This is a genomic window from Ralstonia flaminis, from assembly GCF_958415495.1.
Classification (GTDB): Bacteria; Pseudomonadota; Gammaproteobacteria; order Burkholderiales; family Burkholderiaceae; genus Ralstonia; species Ralstonia flaminis.
In genome coordinates, this window is the sequence record NZ_CATZLL010000012.1 from 1 (window position 1) to 16,971 (window position 16,971).

A 16,971-nucleotide genomic window follows, 5' to 3' on the forward strand; every position below is an offset into this window, starting at 1 on the left:
TTTCGATGGCTGGCGTCCATCGGGTTGCTTCACTGGTCAAACGCTGGATTCTTGGCACGCATCACGGCTCGGTTCAGCCGGAGCATCTGGATGCCTATCTAGATAGACGAGTTCGTCTTCCGATTCAATCGCCGCACCTCGGGCTCGCGCGGCCTTCTGTTCTATCGGCTGCTTCAGCAAGCGGTCGTGACCGGCCCTGTGACGTACGCAGATGTAGTGCACCGCGCCGAGACGGTGTAGCATACGAACACTGTATATCCATCCAGTTATCCTGGGCTGGTGGAGCTAAGTGGATACCCCACATGTGCGTACAGTGGTCTGCACGTAACTACTTGATTCCACATGCCTCAACCTGCATGTTGGAGACATGTGGAAACGTAGTGGTCCCGCCGACAGGAATCGAACCTGTATCTCACGCTTAGGAGGCGCGTGCACTATCCATTGTGCTACGGCGAGTGACCTGTCTCGGGTGGCGCGAAAGGCCGCCCGAGCGAGCGGCGATTCTACGCAATTTGCCTCGCCAAGGCCAGACAGCCTAGGCCTTTGCAGCCTTCTCGGAAGCCGCTTCGACAGCCAGCGCCTCACGCCGGAAATTGCGCGAGGCTGCGTGATAGAACGGCCGTGGGCAGAACTGCCGGGCCACGAATGAAGCCAGCAAGGTCGCCGCGAGCAAGTGGAACATCATGTTCTGACTGCGCGTCATCTCCATGACGATCACGCTGGCTGTGATGGGCGCTTGTGTTGCCGCCGCCAGAAACGCTGCCATCGACACCAGCACCAGTACGCGCTCGTCGGTAAGGCCTGCGGTGAGCTGCCACAAGTGCTGGCCCAGTCCCGCGCCAATTGCCAGCGACGGCGTGAAGATGCCGCCCGGAATGCCGGCAAAATACGACGCCACAGTCGCGGCCAGCTTGGATACGCCAAACCAGTGTGTTTCGATCGGGTGGCCGTTGAGTAGTGCGGCCACTTGCTCGTAGCCGGTGCCGTAGGTATCGCCGTGCGTGCTGGCGCCGATGCATGCAAGGACGACGCCACAGCCAAACGCGGTCCATACCGGATGCTGCTGAACGCGCTGCCCGATCGCTGCGGGCAGAATCCCCGCAATGCCCCCCAGCAGCAGCTTGGCGAACAGCCCGCCGAACACGCCGCACACCAGCGCGGCCAGTACGATCCAGGGCCATGCTTCGCGCAGGAACAGGATGGGCTCGTGCACCTGGAAATACGGGTTGTTGCCTACGACGGCCAGCGACAGGAAACCCGAGGCCAGCACGCCCGCCAGCACCAGGCGGTCCCAGCGCAGGGACGCGCCTTTGCCGAGTTCTTCAATGGCGAAGACCACGCCGGCCAGCGGCGTGTTGAAGGCTGCAGCCAAGCCACCAGCGGCTCCGGCAGTCAGCAGCGCCTGCGCGTGGAAGCCGACGCGCACGCCGGCACGATGCTGCCACCAATGCCCCCAAGCCAGCATGGCCGCGGCGCCCACCTGCACCGAGGGCCCCTCGCGCCCGACGGATGCGCCAAGGAACAGCGCCACCGCCGTCAGTCCGATCTTCCAGAGTGCCTGTGGAAGAGACACCAGCGTCGTTTGCGCCACCCCGAACGGCGGCAGATGCTGCGTGGCGATGACTTGTGGAATGCCGCTGCCGCGCGCCTGCGGTGCCACGCGTAGCGTCAGCCAGCGCAACGCCGCCAGCCCCGGTGGCAAAAGCACGAGGGCCGCCCAAGTGTAGTGCGCGTGCAGGGCGCGTTGCCACGCCAGCGCGGCATCCGCCACCCACGAGAACACCAATGAGAACACCGCCACGCCCATCGCGCCGGCCAGGAAAATCGAAAACCGCAGCCCGTTGCGCGACATGCGCGAGGTTTGTCGCAGTTTGCGATCCAAGGCGCGCAATACACGGTCACGCAAGGCGGCAAATGAGGATGAAGGTGGGGAGGGAGTGTCACTCATGGGAAGGCAGGGAGAGGCAATGCAAACCGCGGCACAGGCGTATCGGAGCTACGTGAAACTTTGATGATGGTAGGGGTTTTGTGGGCGGCGCCCCACAATTCCGATGCGATTGTGGGGTAGCAAACGCTAAATCGAACGAACGATCGGTCACCGAATCAGATTTAAGTATTACGAACTTTGCATGCTTGTTCACGGAAGTTATGCTTCATCCCTCATCGGAGAAACCTTTTGGCGATCAACATGCTGACATCCGAAGAACGGGACGATCCGTGGACGGTGGAGCCGTCGCTGGATAGCCTGCTACCGAAGCAACGTCCTGGGACGATTGATCGCCCGATCTATTTTCGTCATACCGATACTCCTGACGGCCACGTCATCAAGCAGTTCCCGGACGGCTCGCGCCAACTCGTGCGCTTTATCGGCCTGGAAGAGCAGGTCGTCAAGCACTTCCTGTAAAGCCGCTTTCCTTGTCGGCGGCTGGTTCCCGCCACATTTGTGACGCACCGTATGACATGCAGCGTTTGTTTCCTGGCGATGCGCTGCGTTGGTGATCGTCCTATCATTCGCGAATAAATTTACATAAGCGATTGATAAGTTCATGGGAAGTATGCAGGGGTTTGCGCCGGCTCAGCAGCCGGTCCGCGAAGAATGCGCTGGGGAGTCTGCCGTAGTCGCACCGCCCTCCGTCGACATGGTGGTGCCTTGGCCGGTGCGTGAATGGGCGCCTGCCTTGACTGCAACTGAAGCGATTGCCATGCGTGCCGCACTGGAGCGCGGTAACGTACTGCATTTTCCCTCCCTGGATTTTCCGTTGAACACGCGCGAGCGGCGCTTTCTCGACGCGTGCTGGTCTGACGGCAAGACGAAAAACATCAACCTGCGCGCCGACGAGGCCACTGTGCGTGGCGCGGTGGGTGCACCGGCTGACCTGCGCGAGCTCTCCGCACTGATCCGCCGCTATGCCGATGCCGCCGAGCGCCTGGTGCTGGCGCTGTTTCCCGACTACGGCCCGCACCTCAAGCGTGCTGGCACCTCGCTGCGCCCCGCAGAGATCGCCGGGCGCTCGGTGAGTTGGCGCAAGGACGATACACGTCTGCACGTCGATGCCTTTCCGTCGAACCCGTTGCACGGCCAACGCCTGTTGCGGGTGTTCCACAACGTTGATCCGGACGCGCCGCGCATCTGGCGAATTGGTGAACCGTTTGCGCACTTCGCCAAGCGCTTTTTACCGAAAACGCGAGGCATGCTGCCCGGTCAGCCGTGGTGGATGCACAAGCTGCACATCACAAAGCGCCCGCGCTCGGACTACGACCATCGCATGCTGCAGTTGCATGACCTGGCGAAAGCCGATCTGCAATACCAGCGCAGCGCACCGCAGCAGACCTTCGCGTTTGCGCCGGGTGCGACGTGGATGGTGTTCAGCGATCAGGCGCTGCATGCAGCCATGCGTGGCCGTGCGATGATGGAGCAGACCTTCTACCTGGACCCGGCTGCGATTGCCGATCACACGCACTCGCCGGAAGCCGTGCTCTCACGCCTGCTCGGCAGGCCGCTGCGCTAGTCGCGCAAAGAAAAACGCCGCCGGACAAAGCGGCGGCGTTGAGCGTTCAACTGTGGTGTTCAGTCGGCGACCTTGTCGCTCGGGTACTTGAACGAGTCGCGCAGCAGGAAGCTCATCGGAATATCAAGCTTCGCGCCATTGGGCGGAATCGGCTGCTGGAACCACTTCTTGTAGAGCTTATCGGCCTCGTAATCGAGGATGATGTTGGTCATCGCGCGGTCGACTATCCGTTTGAATTCGGCGTCGTCCTTGCTGAGCATGATCGCGTACGGTTCGACCGTCAGCATGTCACCGACCACGGCGTAGTCGCCCGGTTTCTTGGCATTGGCACGAAAGCCGTAGAGCAGCACATCGTCCATCGCAAAGGCATCGGCCTTGCCGGCTTCGACCATGGCGAAGGCCTCGGCATGGTCCTTCGCTTCGATAATGTTCATGCCCAGCACACGCGCGTCGTTCACCTTGCGCAGCTCAGTGATGTTGGTGGTGCCCTTGGTCGAGACCACCGTCTTGCCGCGCAGATCGTCCCACTTGCGGATGCCCGAAGATGTCTTGACGATCATCCGGCTGCCGGCGATGTAGTGCGGGATGGTGAAGGCCACTTTCTCACGGCGCTCACGCGTGTTGGTGGTCGAGCCGCATTCGACATCGGCCTTGCCTTCGGCGATGGTCGGGATGCGCGAAGACGAGGTCACCATCACGTACTGGACCTTCAGGTCGGGGCGCTTGAGTTCGGTACGCAGCTTGTCGACCACACGCAGGCAGAGGTCCATCGCATAACCAATGGGTTTCTTGTCGGCGTCGTAGAACGAGAACGGCACGGAACTCTCGCGATGCGCGACGCGGACGATGCCGGTATCACGGATGCGGTCGAGAACGGGTGTGGCGGAGGCCAGGGCGGTGCCCGGCGCAAAGATGGACAGAGAAACAGAGAGCAGCGCCGCGATCGGCAGCGTGCGCTTGAAGCACAGCATGGTTGTATCCCCCGGGAAAGAATGGCGGCCCGCCTTATCGTTATGTCCGGCTTGTGGCCGGAGGGCCTGCCGCATGATACGGCGCAGCGAGCGAACCTGCAGGCCCGCACTTTTGCGCTGTTGTAAGCAGGCCGCAAGACTGGATTCCATGCTCTAGAAATCTGCTTGCAGATGAGACTGGGGGTGAGCCTGACAGTGGTGCGTGGCGCACATCAAGCGTGCGCAGATTGCACTGCATCAGCCATGCGGCTGGTGCGTCGCACCTTTGTGGCGTAAGGTGCGCGCACGCTTGATGCGGCATGCGTTGTTGCGGTGCAAAGCCGCACGGGGCTTGGCTTTGTGAGTCGTCTCGGCGTTTTTCCCTACCGGGTTTGTCCTGACTGCCCGAGAGGGACAAGGGGCGCTATGCTCCGCTCATGTCTTGTTCGCAAGGCATCGAGGAGAGACTCTTCCGGCCCGCCGAAAGCGGGCCGTTTTCTTTGGTGCGAACCTTTGACGCACCCCGCATCAGGGGTGCCCCGTTCAGCTTTGATTCGGCAGCACATTGCCCGGCTGCGACGACTGCCGCGGCCAGTTCGAGAACGCAAAGATCCACAGCGCCACGAGGTTCACCAGCGGTATCAGCACCAGCAGGGTCCACCACTGCGAGAAGCCGGTTCGCAGCAAGACCTGCCGCACCGGGATGCCTACCACGATCAGGGCGATCAACAAGCCGAATAGTCCGCGCATCAGTGTTCCCCTTCGCTAACGTTGTGGGTGGAAGCGGCCGGAAAAGCGAGCCCGGCGGCACAAGCGTTATAGCATCGGCGCGCACAAGCGCAATGACACCGGATGCCTGTCGCACGGGCCGACTACAATACGCGCCTTCTGGCCGCACGCGGCCCGCATCCTTTTTCACTCCAGCATGGCCCTGTTTTCCATTACCGATGCGCAACTGGCGTTCGGCCACGTCGCGCTGCTCGACCACACCGATTTCTCGCTGGAGGCCGGCGAGCGCGTCGGCCTGATCGGCCGTAACGGCACCGGCAAGTCGTCGCTGCTCAAGATCGTGGCGGGCCTGACCGCCCCCGACGATGGACTGATCGCTCGCCAGAGCGGAGTCACCTCGGCGTATGTGCCGCAAGAGCCTGTATTCGACCCCGATCAGACCGTGGCCCAAGCCGTGGCGATGGGCGTGCCGCACGCTGCCGGGTTGCTGGCTGAATACGAGGTGCTGGTCGCGTCGATGGGGGGTTCGCATGATGAAGAGGCCATGCACAAGCTGCATGCCCTGCAGGCCCAACTCGATGCCGCCGATGCCTGGCAATTGCACACGCGCGTGGAAACGACCATCGCCCAGCTCGGCCTGCAGCCGGGCGCCCGCATCGGTTCACTCTCGGGCGGTCTGACCAAGCGTGTGGCGCTGGCGCAGGCGCTGGTGGGGGCGCCCGACATCCTGCTGCTGGACGAGCCGACCAACCACCTCGACTACGACTCCATCCGTTGGCTGGAAGACTTGCTGCTGGCCTTCCGCGGCAGCGTGCTGTTCATCACGCACGATCGCGCGTTCCTTGACCGTGTCGCCACGCGCATCATCGAACTGGATCGCGGCAAGCTGCGTTCGTACCCCGGCAACTTCACCGCGTATCAGGAGCGCAAGGCGCAGCAACTCGAAGCCGAAGCGTTGGAAAACGCCCGCTTCGACAAGCTGCTCGCGCAAGAAGAGGTGTGGATTCGCAAGGGCGTCGAAGCCCGCCGTACGCGCAGCGTGGGCCGCGTGGCGCGCCTGGAGCAGATGCGTGTGGATCGCCAGGCGCGTCGTGAAGTGCAGGGCAACGTCAAACTCGAAGTCTCGCAGGGGGACCGCTCCGGCAAGATCGTCGCCGAACTGACGGACGTGACCAAGCGCTACGGTGACAAAACGGTGGTCGACAACTTCACCGCCACCATCATGCGCGGCGACAAGGTCGGTATTCTCGGCGCCAACGGTGTCGGCAAGACCACGCTGCTCAAGCTGATCCTCGGTGAGCTGGCACCCGATTCGGGTACGGTGCGCAACGGCACCAACCTGCAGGTGGCGTATTTCGACCAGATGCGCGCACAGCTGGACCTGAATCGCTCATTGGCCGACACCATCAGCCCCGGCAGCGACTGGATCGAGGTCAATGGCCAGCGCAAGCATGTGATGAGCTACCTGGGCGACTTTCTCTTCCCGCCCGAGCGGGCGCGCTCGCCGGTGGCGTCGCTGTCGGGTGGTGAGCGCAACCGGCTGCTGCTGGCACGCCTGTTCGCGCGCCCGGCCAACGTGCTGGTGCTGGATGAGCCGACCAACGATCTGGACATCGACACGCTCGAGTTGCTGGAAGAACTGCTGCAGGAATACAGCGGCACCGTGTTCCTGGTCTCGCACGATCGCGCTTTCGTCGATAACGTCGTCACCTCGGTGATCGCGGCGGAAGGCGAGGGCCGCTGGCGCGAATACGTCGGCGGGTTCTCGGATTGGCAGACGCAATCGGCGCGCTCGGCGCAAATCGCGCAGGTCGCCAAGCCCGTCGCCGAAGAGAAAAAGCCCGAGGCTGCCAAACCGCGCGAGCGCGCCACGGTCAAGCTCAGCTACAAGGAACAGCGCGAGCTGGACGCACTGCCCGCCACCATCGAAGCGCTGGAGGCCGAGCAGAAGCAGGTCAACGCCGAACTGGAAGACGGCTCGATCTACAGCCGCGACCCGGAGCGCGCCCAGAAGCTGGCCGAGCGCCACGAGGCGATCGAGCTGGAACTGCTGGAAGCGCTTGAGCGCTGGGAAGCACTCGAAGGCAAACGCGCCGGCACGGCGTGATTCCGATGGCGCGCTAGTCCGTCAATATGTCAGCGGGATGTCGGCTGTGCGTCGCATCCCGACGCTGACGATCCCTCCGCATTGTTAAGGGCGGCTTCCTTTACAATGCGCGCTGCATTCCGGCGCTCGGGGCAGACCCTGAGCCCGCCAGTTTTCCGCCTTCCATGAGCAAAACCTCCCAATACAGCGAATCGTCGATCAAGGTCCTCAAGGGCCTGGAACCGGTCAAGCAACGGCCGGGCATGTACACGCGCACCGACAACCCGCTGCACATCGTGCAGGAAGTCATCGACAACGCCGCTGACGAGGCGTTGGGCGGCTTCGGCAAGCTGATTGCCGTGACGCTGCACAAGGACGGCAGCGTGAGCGTGGAAGATGAGGCGCGCGGCATTCCCGTCGGCATTCACCCCGAAGAGGGTGTGCCGGTGGTCGAGATCGTCTTCACGCGCCTGCATGCGGGCGGTAAGTTCGACAAGGGCCGCGGCGGCGCGTACGCGTTCTCCGGCGGCCTGCACGGCGTGGGCGTGTCGGTCACGAACGCGCTGTCGACGCGGCTGGAGGTGACGGTCTGGCGCGATGGCCAAGTGTCGACGCTCACGTTCTCCGGCGGCGACGTCATCGAGAAGCTGACGACGCGTAAAGCCGAGCGCGGTGAAAAGAAGAACGGCACACGCGTACGTGTGTGGCCCGACGCCAAGTATTTCGACTCCGAGAACATCCCCCAGGCCGAGCTGCAGCGCCTGTTGCGCAGCAAGGCCGTGCTGCTGCCGGGCGTGAAGGTTGCGCTCACGCTGGAAAAATCCGGCGAGACGCTCGAGTGGCAATACGACCAGGGCCTGCGCGGCTATCTGGTTGAATCGCTTGCGCAGGGCAGCGGTGCCGAGCCGGTGATCCCCCTGTTCGAAGGTGAGCACTTTGCCGACCCTGACAAGCCCGGCGAAGAAGGCTTTGCCTTTGGCGAAGGCGCCTCGTGGGTGGTGGCGTGGACGGAGGAGGGCTCGCCAGTGCGCGAGTCGTACGTCAACCTGATCCCGACGCCGGCCGGTGGTACGCACGAATCCGGCTTGCGTGAGGGGCTGTTCCAGGCCGTGAAGAGCTTTGTCGAGATGCACGCGCTGCAACCCAAGGGCGTCAAGCTGATGCCCGAAGACGTGTTTGCACGCGCCTCGTTCGTGCTGTCGGCCAAGGTGCTGGACCCGCAGTTTCAGGGCCAGATCAAAGAGCGCCTGAACAGTCGCGATGCGGTGCGGTTGGTCTCCAGCTTCAGCCGCCCCGCGCTGGAGTTGTGGCTGAACCAGCACGTTGAGCACGGCAAGAAGCTGGCCGAACTCGTCATCAAGCAGGCGCAGGCACGCACGCGTGCGGCGCAGAAAGTTGAAAAGAAAAAGGGCTCCGGCGTGGCCGTGCTGCCCGGCAAGCTGACCGATTGCGAGTCCGACGACGTCACGCGCAACGAACTCTTCCTGGTGGAGGGCGACTCCGCTGGTGGTTCGGCCAAGATGGGCCGCGACAAGGAATTCCAGGCCATCCTGCCGCTGCGCGGCAAGGTGCTGAACACGTGGGAAACCGAGCGCGACCGCCTATTCGCCAACAACGAAGTGCACGACATTGCGGTCGCCATTGGCGTGGACCCGCATGGTCCGAACGACACGGTCGACCTCTCTGGCCTACGCTACGGCAAGATCTGCATTCTGTCGGATGCCGACGTGGACGGCGCACACATCCAAGTGCTGCTGCTCACGTTGTTCTTCAAGCACTTCCCGCAGCTGATTGACCGTGGGAACGTCTGCGTGGCCCGCCCGCCGCTGTATCGTGTCGATGCGCCAGCGCGCGGCAAGAAGCCCGCGCAAAAGCTCTACGCGCTGGACGACGGCGAGCTCGAAGCCATTGAAGACAAGCTGCGCAAGGACGGCGTGAAGGAAGGCGCCTGGCAGATCTCCCGCTTCAAGGGCCTGGGCGAAATGAGCGCCGAGCAGCTTTGGGAAACCACCATGAACCCCGACACGCGCCGCCTGCTGCCCGTGGCGCTTGGTGCACTGGACCAGGAGCAGACCGTCAACATGATGAACATGCTGATGGGCAAGGGCGAGGCTGGCGCACGCCGCACGTGGCTGGAAGCGCGCGGTAACGAGGTCGAAGCCGACATCTGACAATCCACCGACAACGATGAAGCTGTACCCACGTTTCGCATTCGTACTGACGGCGCTGGCCCTGTTGGCCAGCCAGCCGGCGCGCGCGGACGTCTATGGCTACATCGATGAGAACGGCCTCGCGCACTTTTCCGCCGAGCGCCTGGACGACCGCTACGTGCTCTTTATGAAGGGCGCGTCGGTGGCGGGCGGAACCGACGACAAGAGCACCAACGCCATCGCCCTGCCGGCCACTGAGTTGCCGGATGCCGATGCCTACCTCGCCGCCAGCAAGCGCGATGCACTGGACAACGCCGGCGGCATGCGCCAGCGCCTGGTGCGCGCGGTGCTGCAGCATCCGAACGTGCCGACGGTCGAGCCGTTGATTCGCGAAGCAGCGAGTAAGCGCGGTATCGACCCGGCTTTCGTGAAGGCCGTGATTGCCGCCGAGTCCGGCTTCAACCCGCAGGCCGTGTCGCCCAAGGGCGCGATCGGGCTGATGCAGGTGATTCCCGACACCGGTGCCCGCTATGGCGTGACAGGGGATGCGCGTCGCACGGCAGCGCAGAAACTGGCCGACCCCAAGATCAACATCACCACGGGCGTGCGCTATTTGAGCGACTTGCTGCGCATGTTTTCCGGCAATCTCGAACTCGTGCTCGCCGCCTACAACGCGGGCGAGGGCGCTGTGCAGAAGCACGGCAACGACATCCCGCCCTATGCCGAGACGCAGAACTACGTGAAGACGGTGATGCAGTTCTACCGCTACTACAACCCGATGGCTGAGATGAACGGGGCAGGCGGGTTCATGACCGTGAGCGCCAACGGTGCCATGGTCACGCGCAAACCTGGCCGCACGGGCCGGCCCGCGCGCATCGAAGTGGTACTCGACCCGGCCACCGGCGTGGTCACGAACGCACAACAACATTGATCCTGGCGGTGCGCTGATGCCCATGCAGCATGCGCGCCGCCTTCGCTTGAGCTTCCATGGAACAACAAGACATCCTCTTCGACCCTAGCGAGCCGGCCGAGGCGCTCACGCTTGGCGCCTATGCCGAGCGTGCTTACCTCGACTACGCCGTCAGCGTGGTCAAGGGCCGCGCGCTGCCTGAGGTGGCCGACGGCCAGAAGCCGGTGCAGCGCCGCATCCTGTTCGCGATGCACGAGATGGGCCTGCGCTCTGACGCCAAGCCTGTCAAGTCGGCCCGCGTGGTGGGCGACGTGCTCGGTAAATTCCACCCGCACGGCGATCAATCTGCCTACGATGCGCTGGTGCGCCTGGCGCAGGATTTCTCGCTGCGCTACCCGCTGATCGACGGCCAGGGCAACTTCGGCTCGCGCGACGGCGATGGCGCAGCGGCCATGCGCTACACCGAAGCGCGCCTGACGCCCATCTCTCGCCTGCTGCTCGAAGAGCTGGACCAGGGCACGGCCGATTTCGTGCCGAACTACGATGGCTCGATGGACGAGCCGAAGCTGCTGCCTGCGCGCCTGCCGTTCGTGCTGCTCAACGGCGCATCGGGCATCGCGGTGGGCATGGCCACGGAGATTCCGTCACACAACCTGCGCGAAGTGGCCACCGCCGCCGTCGCGCTCATCCGTGACGACAAGCTCACCAGCACCGACCTGATGCAGTACATGCCGGGTCCGGACTATCCGGGCGGCGGGCAGATCATCTCGTCCGCAGCGGATATCGCGCAGGTGTACGAAACCGGTCGAGGCAGCCTGAAGGTGCGCGCGCGCTGGAAGATTGAAGAACTCGCGCGTGGCCAGTGGCAACTGGTGGTGACGGAGCTGCCGCCCAACAGCTCGTCGCAGAAGGTGCTGGAAGAGATTGAAGAGCTGACCAACCCAAAGGTGCGCACGGGCAAGAAGTCGTTGTCGCCGGATCAGCTCACCATGAAGCAGACCATGCTCGGTCTGCTGGATGCGGTGCGCGACGAGTCCGGCAAGGATGCGCCGGTGCGGCTCGTGTTCGAGCCCAAGAGCAAGAACATCGACCAGCAGGAGTTTGCCAACGCGCTGCTGGCGCATACGTCGCTGGAGTCGGGCGCCGCCATCAACCTGGTGATGATCGGCATGGATGGCCGGCCGCGCCAGAAGGGTCTGGCCGAGATCCTGCGCGAGTGGATCAGCTACCGCTTTGCCACGGTCACGCGCCGTACGCGCCATCGCCTGGGCAAGGTGGAAGACCGCATCCACATCCTCGAAGGCCGGCAGATGGTGCTGCTGCGCATCGAAGATGTGATCCGCATCATCCGCGAGAGCGACGAGCCCAAGGCTGCTCTCATCCAGGCCTTCAACCTGAGCGATCGCCAGGCGGAAGACATCCTGGAAATCCGCCTGCGCCAACTGGCGCGCCTGGAAGCCATCAAGATCGAGCAGGAGCTGAAGAACCTGCGTGAAGAACAGGGCGAGCTGGACGTGCTGCTCAAGTCCGAGACCATGATGCGCCGTCGCATCGTCAAGGAGATCGAGACCGACGCGAAGCAATACGGTGACGACCGCCGCACCCTCATCCAGGAAGAGCGCCGCGCCGCCGCCGAAGTGAAGGTGGTTGACGAACCCGTCACGGTGATCGTCTCGCAGAAGGGCTGGGTGCGCACGCGTCAGGGCCATGGCCACGACGCCACGCAATTCGGCTTCAAGGCGGGCGATACGTTGTACGACACCTTCGAGTGCCGCACCACCGATTCGCTGCTCATTTTCGGCACGCGTGACGACAAGGGCACGGGTCGCGTGTATTCGGTGGCCGTGGCCAACCTGCCGGGCGGCCGTGGCGACGGTGTACCGCTGACCACGCTGATCGAGTTGGCTCCGGGCACGCATATCGCTCACACGTTCGCCGGCCATGCCGAGCAGAACCTGGTGATCTCCACGCGCGGCGGCAACGGCTTCATGGCGAAGGTGGGCGACATGGTCGGCCGCCAGAAGGCCGGCAAGGCGTTCCTGACGCTGGATGAGGGCGACCAGCCCAACAAGCCCGCACCGGCACCGGAAGACGCCTACGGCGTGGCCTGCCTGTCGGAAGGTGGACGCATGTTGCTGTTCCCGATCAGCGAGCTGAAGACGCTCGCCAGCGGTGGCCGTGGCGTGATCCTGATGGAGCTGGAGAAGAACGAATCGCTGCTGCAGGCACTGGCCTTTGGCGCGGCGGGTTTCGTGCTCTCGGGCACCGGCCCGCGCGGCGGCAAGGCGGTCGAGCAGACCATGACGACGCGCGCGCAGGAGGCCTACGCCGGCAAGCGCGCACGCAAGGGCAAGACGCTGGAGCCCAAGCTGCGTGAACCGAAGCTGTCGCTGCCCAAGCCCGCGCCGGAAGCCGCTTGAGTCGATAGACGATGACCGACCTGAGCGCCGAGCCTGACGCCAACGCTGCGCCCTCGGGGGCAAACGTTCCATCGTGCAGCAAGCTCTTCACCGAGTTTGCGCGCATGGGGTTGTCGGGCTTCGGTGGCGTGCTGCCGTTTGCGCGCGCGGGCATTGTCGACCGCAATGGCTGGCTGACCAACGCGGAGTTTGCTGAACTTCTGAGCTTGGGCCAGGTGCTGCCCGGCCCGAACGTCGTCAACCTCTCTGTGATGCTCGGCTACCGCTACCACGGCGTGCGCGGGGCCGCCGCCGCGATGTCCGGGCTGGTGGCGGTGCCCGCGGTGCTGCTGCTGTTGATTGTGATGCTGTACGACCACTTCAGCGCGTTGTCCCTGGTGCAGAACCTGCTCAAGGGCATGGCGGCGGTGGCGGCGGGGCTGGTGCTGTCGACGGCGATCCGGCTGGCGCAAGGGCAGTCGCGCACGTGGCGCGCCATCGGCATCGGCTTGGCGGTCTTCCTGGCGATTGGCGTGCTGCAATGGCCGCTGCTGCCGGTCATGCTGGTACTGATTCCGCTGGCGCTCGTGCTGGAGTGGAGGGCAACGCGATGAGCTACCTCAGCACGCTGTTCGACCTGTTCTGGCACTTCCTGATGCTGTCGTTTCTCGCCATTGGTGGGGCCAGTTCAACGCTGCCCGACATGCATCGTTTCCTGGTCGACACGCGGCACTACATGACCAGCGAACAGTTGAGCGCCATGTACGCCATCTCGCAGGCTGCGCCAGGGCCGAACGTGCTGTTCGTCGAGCTGTTCGGCTGGCAGTCCGCCGGGCTGGGCGGCGCGATCGTAGCCCTCGTCGGCATCTGCGGGCCGTCCTGCGTGATTGCGGGTGTGATTGCCCGTGTCATGGACCGCGCCCCTGACGCCCGCTGGGTCACGCTCATCCGCCGTGGTTTGGCTCCGCTGACCATCGGCCTGATGTTTGCCACCGGCTGGGTGCTGACGCGCGGGGCAGACCACAGCATCGGCACCATCGCCTTGACGGTGGCCACGGTGCTGGCCTGCACGTTCACACGCGTGCATCCGCTGTTGCTGGTGGGGCTTGGTGCGCTCGTGGGTGGGCTGGGCTGGGTCTAGCGACCGGCGCGACTGCGTCGGCGGCGCAGTCTTCGTTGCAGGCGATATCAAAGGCGAACTGGGTTCGCCTTTTTTCTTGGTGCGCGATTCGAAAAATCGGGTGCGCTGCACTGCCTATTCTCGAAACCTCGGGAACACCCTAGTGCAACTCGTATTGTATATACAAGAGTATACGAATTATTGCGATGTTGCTTAGATATGGTGGCTATGCTCCGGCGCGCGTGCTGTTGCGCGTCTGATCTGCGCCGCGCGGGCGTCCAGCGGACGAAGATCCGTACGCCACAGCGATACGCCCCAAGGGCCACCTCGCTTACCTAGTAGACAGGACAGGAGACAGATTGGAACACCTTCAACGCAACCTGCGCGCGCGGCACATCCGCTTTCTCGCGCTCGGTTCGGCCATCGGCACGGGCCTTTTCTATGGGTCTGCATCGGCCATCCAGCTGGCCGGGCCGGCGGTGATCCTGGCGTACATCATCGGCGGCGCGGCCGTCTACATGGTCATGCGCGCGCTGGGTGAAATGGCCGTGCGGCAGCCGGTCTCCGGCTCCTTCGGGCGCTATGCGCGTGACAACCTCGGGCCGCTTGCCGGCTTTCTCACGGGGTGGACGTACATCCTCGAAATGGTGATCGTCTGTCTGGCAGACGTGACCGCCTTCGGCATCTACATGGGCTTCTGGTTTCCCGATGTGCCGCAGTGGATCTGGGTGCTCGGCATCGTCATGCTGATCTGCGCGCTGAACCTGTGCAACGTCAAGGTATTCGGCGAGATGGAGTTCTGGCTCGCGCTGATCAAGATCGTTGCGATTGGCGCGATGATCGTCGGCGGCATCGCGATCCTGTTCCTGGGCGTGCAGATGAACGGCGAGCACGCGCCCGGCCTGAGCAACCTGTGGGCACACGGCGGCTTCCTGCCGCACGGCGTTGGCGGCCTGGTCGCCTCGCTTGCGGTGGTGATGTTCGCCTACGGCGGCGTGGAGATCATCGGCATCACCGGCGGTGAAGCGCAGAACCCCGACAAGGTCATCCCCAAGGCGATCAACGCCGTGCCCGCGCGCATCCTGCTGTTCTACGTGCTGACGATGTGCGTGCTGATGGCGATCTTCCCGTGGACGGGCATCGGCGGCCAGGGCAGCCCGTTCGTGCAGATCTTCTCGGGGCTGGGTATCAAGTCGGCCGCGGCGATCCTCAACCTGATCGTCATCTCGGCGGCCATCTCGGCCATCAACAGCAACATCTTTGGCGCGGGCCGCATGATGTACGGCATGGCCGAGCAGGGCCAGGCGCCGCGCATCTTTGCCGCGACCTCGCGCCACGGCGTGCCCTGGGTGACGGTGCTGACCATGGCCGGTGCCCTGCTGGGCGGCGTGGTGCTGAACTACCTGATTCCCGAGAACGTCTTCCTGATCATTGCGTCCATTGCCACCTTCGCGACGGTGTGGGTGTGGCTGATGATCCTGCTCTCGCAGGTGGCGATGCGCCGCCGCCTGTCGGCTGACGAAGTGCGTGCGCTCAAGTTCAAGGTGCCGCTGTGGCCGGTGGGCCCTGCGCTCGCCATCGCCTTCATGCTGTTTGTGATCGGTGTACTGGGCTACATGGAAGACACCCGCGTGGCGCTGTACGTCGGCGCAGGCTGGGTAGTGCTCATGTCGGCGGCGTGGTACCTGCGTGTGAAGCCGACAGCCGCAGGTGCGCTAGCTGAAGAGGCGAGCGGGGTCTGAGCCAGCCAACCTAAAAACAATCATTGCGGAGACCACATCCATGTCCAACGACACCATCGCCCCATCGTATGGCAAGGCAGCCGGTACCCCCGCGGCGGGGCACGAGCGCCCGCTGTCACGCCCGCGTGCGATTGCGGCCATCACCATCGGCAACGGCCTCGAGTTCTACGATTTCGTGGTCTACAGCTTCTTTGCCACGCTGATCGGCCGACTGTATTTCCCGGTCGGCAACGCCACGGGTCAGTTGCTGATGTCGTTCGCCACATTTGGCGTGGGTTTTCTGATGCGGCCGCTCGGCGGGTTGCTGATCGGCATGTACGCCGACCGCGCGGGCCGTAAGCCCGCCGTGGCGCTCACGCTGTGGCTGATGGGCCTGTCGTCGCTGATCTTTGTGGTGACGCCCACGTATGCACAGATCGGTATCGCCGCACCGGTGCTGGTGGTGCTCGCGCGGCTCGTGCAGGGCTTCGCCATCGGTGGCGAAATGGGGGCCTCAACCGCGCTGCTGCTCGAATATGCAGACGACCGTTCGCGCGGCTTCTACACGAGCTGGCAGCCGTTCAGCCAGGGGCTTGCTGCGCTGTTCGGCGCACTGGTCGGCTTGCTGCTGAGCAACGTGCTGGCGCCGGCGTCGCTGGAGTCGTGGGGTTGGCGGGTTGCGTTCCTGATCGGGATTCTCGTGATTCCGGTCGGCCTCATCATCCGTCGTCGCCTGGAGGAAACCGCCGCACCGTCGAGCGAGCAGGAAGCCGATGCCACGCTGCCGCTCCTGCGCGAACACCGCCGCGCACTGGTGGCAAGCATTCTGCTGATGATCGGCGTGGCCTCGTCGACGTACATCATCGTCTATTACCTCAGCAACTACGCGGTCAGCGTGCTGCACATGCCGCTGTCGCTCGGTATCTGGGCAGCGTGCATCGCGGCACTGGTGCAGGTGGTGCTGTCGCCGTTCGCGGGCTGGCTTGCAGATCAGGTCGGGCGTCGCAAGGTGGTGCTGTGGTCGCGCGTGGCGTTGCTGGTGATGGTCTATCCGGCCTTCGCGCTGATCAATGCCGAGCCTTCGCTGGCGCGCTTGCTGATCGTGGTGGGCTGCCTGTCGGTGCCGATGTCGATGACCTCGCCGGCGTCGATGGTGCTCGTGAGCGAAGTGTTGCCGCAGCGCTTGCGTGCCACCGGGCTGTCGATCGCCTACTGCGTTGCCATTGCCATCTTCGGTGGCTTCGCGCAGTTCTTTTCGACCGAGCTGATCCAGCTCACCGGCAATGCGAACGCGCCCGCGCTCTATGTGATCGGCTGTGGGCTGGTATCGCTGATCGGCCTGGCGATGGTGCCGGAAACGCTGGGGCGCCGGCTGTCGTAAGTCTGCGTGCGCAAGG

Annotated in this window: 12 protein-coding genes, 1 tRNA gene and 4 pseudogenes; 13 read left to right on the forward strand and 4 right to left on the reverse strand. The window is 64.0% G+C overall.

Features of this window, described 5'->3' with window-relative positions:
* Positions 1 to 240, forward strand: a pseudogene (locus tag R2N11_RS17850) (transposase); the annotation flags it as partial.
* Between the two features lie 141 nt (positions 241 to 381).
* On the opposite strand, the gene R2N11_RS17855 reads toward R2N11_RS17850, so the two are convergent.
* A tRNA-Arg gene (locus tag R2N11_RS17855) sits at positions 382 to 456 on the reverse strand.
* A gap of 79 nt (positions 457 to 535) precedes the next feature.
* A complete protein-coding gene (locus tag R2N11_RS17860) occupies positions 536 to 1,948 on the reverse strand; it encodes a chloride channel protein (protein WP_316681853.1) in 1,413 nt (470 codons plus the stop codon).
* Between the two features lie 240 nt (positions 1,949 to 2,188).
* Between R2N11_RS17860 and R2N11_RS17865 the strand changes: the two genes are divergently transcribed.
* Positions 2,189 to 2,404, forward strand: a complete 216-nt coding sequence (locus R2N11_RS17865) for a hypothetical protein (protein ID WP_048931799.1) — start codon at positions 2,189 to 2,191, stop codon at positions 2,402 to 2,404.
* Positions 2,405 to 2,546: 142 nt separating this feature from the next.
* A complete protein-coding gene (gene kdoO, locus R2N11_RS17870; RefSeq protein ID WP_316681854.1) occupies positions 2,547 to 3,509 on the forward strand; it encodes a Kdo hydroxylase KdoO in 963 nt (320 codons plus the stop codon).
* 59 nt (positions 3,510 to 3,568) lie between these two features.
* Here the strand turns inward: kdoO and R2N11_RS17875 are convergent, their stop codons facing one another.
* Both R2N11_RS17875 and R2N11_RS17880 read right to left on the reverse strand, forming a co-directional pair.
* Positions 3,569 to 4,480, reverse strand: coding sequence for an amino acid ABC transporter substrate-binding protein (locus tag R2N11_RS17875; protein WP_316681855.1), 912 nt, complete (start codon positions 4,478 to 4,480; stop codon positions 3,569 to 3,571).
* Positions 4,481 to 5,002: 522 nt separating this feature from the next.
* Positions 5,003 to 5,209, reverse strand: a complete 207-nt coding sequence (locus R2N11_RS17880; protein ID WP_048931705.1) for a hypothetical protein — start codon at positions 5,207 to 5,209, stop codon at positions 5,003 to 5,005.
* A gap of 175 nt (positions 5,210 to 5,384) precedes the next feature.
* On the opposite strand from R2N11_RS17880, the pseudogene R2N11_RS26410 reads away from it, so the two are divergent.
* The 10 genes and pseudogenes from R2N11_RS26410 to R2N11_RS17920 all read left to right on the forward strand — a co-directional run.
* Positions 5,385 to 6,215: pseudogene (locus R2N11_RS26410) on the forward strand (ABC-F family ATP-binding cassette domain-containing protein); the annotation flags it as partial.
* Positions 6,216 to 6,419: 204 nt separating this feature from the next.
* Positions 6,420 to 6,731, forward strand: a pseudogene (locus tag R2N11_RS26415) (ATP-binding cassette domain-containing protein); the annotation flags it as partial.
* Positions 6,732 to 7,076: 345 nt separating this feature from the next.
* Positions 7,077 to 7,295: pseudogene (locus R2N11_RS26420) on the forward strand (ABC transporter ATP-binding protein); the annotation flags it as partial.
* Positions 7,296 to 7,459: 164 nt separating this feature from the next.
* Positions 7,460 to 9,445: a DNA topoisomerase IV subunit B gene (locus R2N11_RS17890; RefSeq protein ID WP_316681859.1), complete on the forward strand. Its 1,986-nt coding sequence runs from the start codon at positions 7,460 to 7,462 to the stop codon at positions 9,443 to 9,445.
* A 16-nt stretch (positions 9,446 to 9,461) separates the two neighbouring features.
* Positions 9,462 to 10,355 (forward strand): lytic transglycosylase domain-containing protein, encoded by an 894-nt coding sequence (locus R2N11_RS17895; protein ID WP_316681860.1) that lies wholly within the window; start codon positions 9,462 to 9,464, stop codon positions 10,353 to 10,355.
* A 56-nt stretch (positions 10,356 to 10,411) separates the two neighbouring features.
* Entirely contained in the window at positions 10,412 to 12,754 is a 2,343-nt protein-coding gene (gene parC, locus R2N11_RS17900; protein ID WP_316681862.1) for a DNA topoisomerase IV subunit A, read from the forward strand.
* An 11-nt stretch (positions 12,755 to 12,765) separates the two neighbouring features.
* The gene (locus R2N11_RS17905; protein ID WP_199031822.1) at positions 12,766 to 13,347 is read left to right on the forward strand and encodes a chromate transporter; all 582 of its coding nucleotides are present in this window, start codon (positions 12,766 to 12,768) and stop codon (positions 13,345 to 13,347) included.
* The gene (locus R2N11_RS17910) at positions 13,344 to 13,874 is read left to right on the forward strand and encodes a chromate transporter (RefSeq protein WP_316681863.1); all 531 of its coding nucleotides are present in this window, start codon (positions 13,344 to 13,346) and stop codon (positions 13,872 to 13,874) included. Before R2N11_RS17905 ends, R2N11_RS17910 begins: the two co-directional genes overlap by 4 nt.
* 338 nt (positions 13,875 to 14,212) lie before the next feature.
* Complete coding sequence (locus R2N11_RS17915; protein ID WP_316681864.1) at positions 14,213 to 15,595, forward strand: amino acid permease; 1,383 nt, start codon at positions 14,213 to 14,215, stop codon at positions 15,593 to 15,595.
* Between the two features lie 40 nt (positions 15,596 to 15,635).
* A complete protein-coding gene (locus R2N11_RS17920; RefSeq protein WP_199031825.1) occupies positions 15,636 to 16,955 on the forward strand; it encodes an MFS transporter in 1,320 nt (439 codons plus the stop codon).
* Positions 16,956 to 16,971: the final 16 nt, after the last annotated feature.

Excerpts from the sequence above, each read along its gene's own strand:
- R2N11_RS17895 (WP_316681860.1), top strand. The coding sequence starts at position 9,462 with ATGAAGCTGTACCCACGTTTCGCATTCGTACTGACGGCGCTGGCCCTG.
- R2N11_RS17890 (WP_316681859.1), top strand. The coding sequence starts at position 7,460 with ATGAGCAAAACCTCCCAATACAGCGAATCGTCGATCAAGGTCCTCAAG.
- R2N11_RS17910 (WP_316681863.1), top strand. The coding sequence starts at position 13,344 with ATGAGCTACCTCAGCACGCTGTTCGACCTGTTCTGGCACTTCCTGATG.
- R2N11_RS17860 (WP_316681853.1), bottom strand. The coding sequence starts at position 1,948 with ATGAGTGACACTCCCTCCCCACCTTCATCCTCATTTGCCGCCTTGCGT.
- R2N11_RS17905 (WP_199031822.1), top strand. The coding sequence starts at position 12,766 with ATGACCGACCTGAGCGCCGAGCCTGACGCCAACGCTGCGCCCTCGGGG.
- R2N11_RS17865 (WP_048931799.1), top strand. The coding sequence starts at position 2,189 with ATGCTGACATCCGAAGAACGGGACGATCCGTGGACGGTGGAGCCGTCG.
- parC (WP_316681862.1), top strand. The coding sequence starts at position 10,412 with ATGGAACAACAAGACATCCTCTTCGACCCTAGCGAGCCGGCCGAGGCG.
- R2N11_RS17920 (WP_199031825.1), top strand. The coding sequence starts at position 15,636 with ATGTCCAACGACACCATCGCCCCATCGTATGGCAAGGCAGCCGGTACC.
- R2N11_RS17875 (WP_316681855.1), bottom strand. The coding sequence starts at position 4,480 with ATGCTGTGCTTCAAGCGCACGCTGCCGATCGCGGCGCTGCTCTCTGTT.
- R2N11_RS17880 (WP_048931705.1), bottom strand. The coding sequence starts at position 5,209 with ATGCGCGGACTATTCGGCTTGTTGATCGCCCTGATCGTGGTAGGCATC.
- kdoO (WP_316681854.1), top strand. The coding sequence starts at position 2,547 with ATGGGAAGTATGCAGGGGTTTGCGCCGGCTCAGCAGCCGGTCCGCGAA.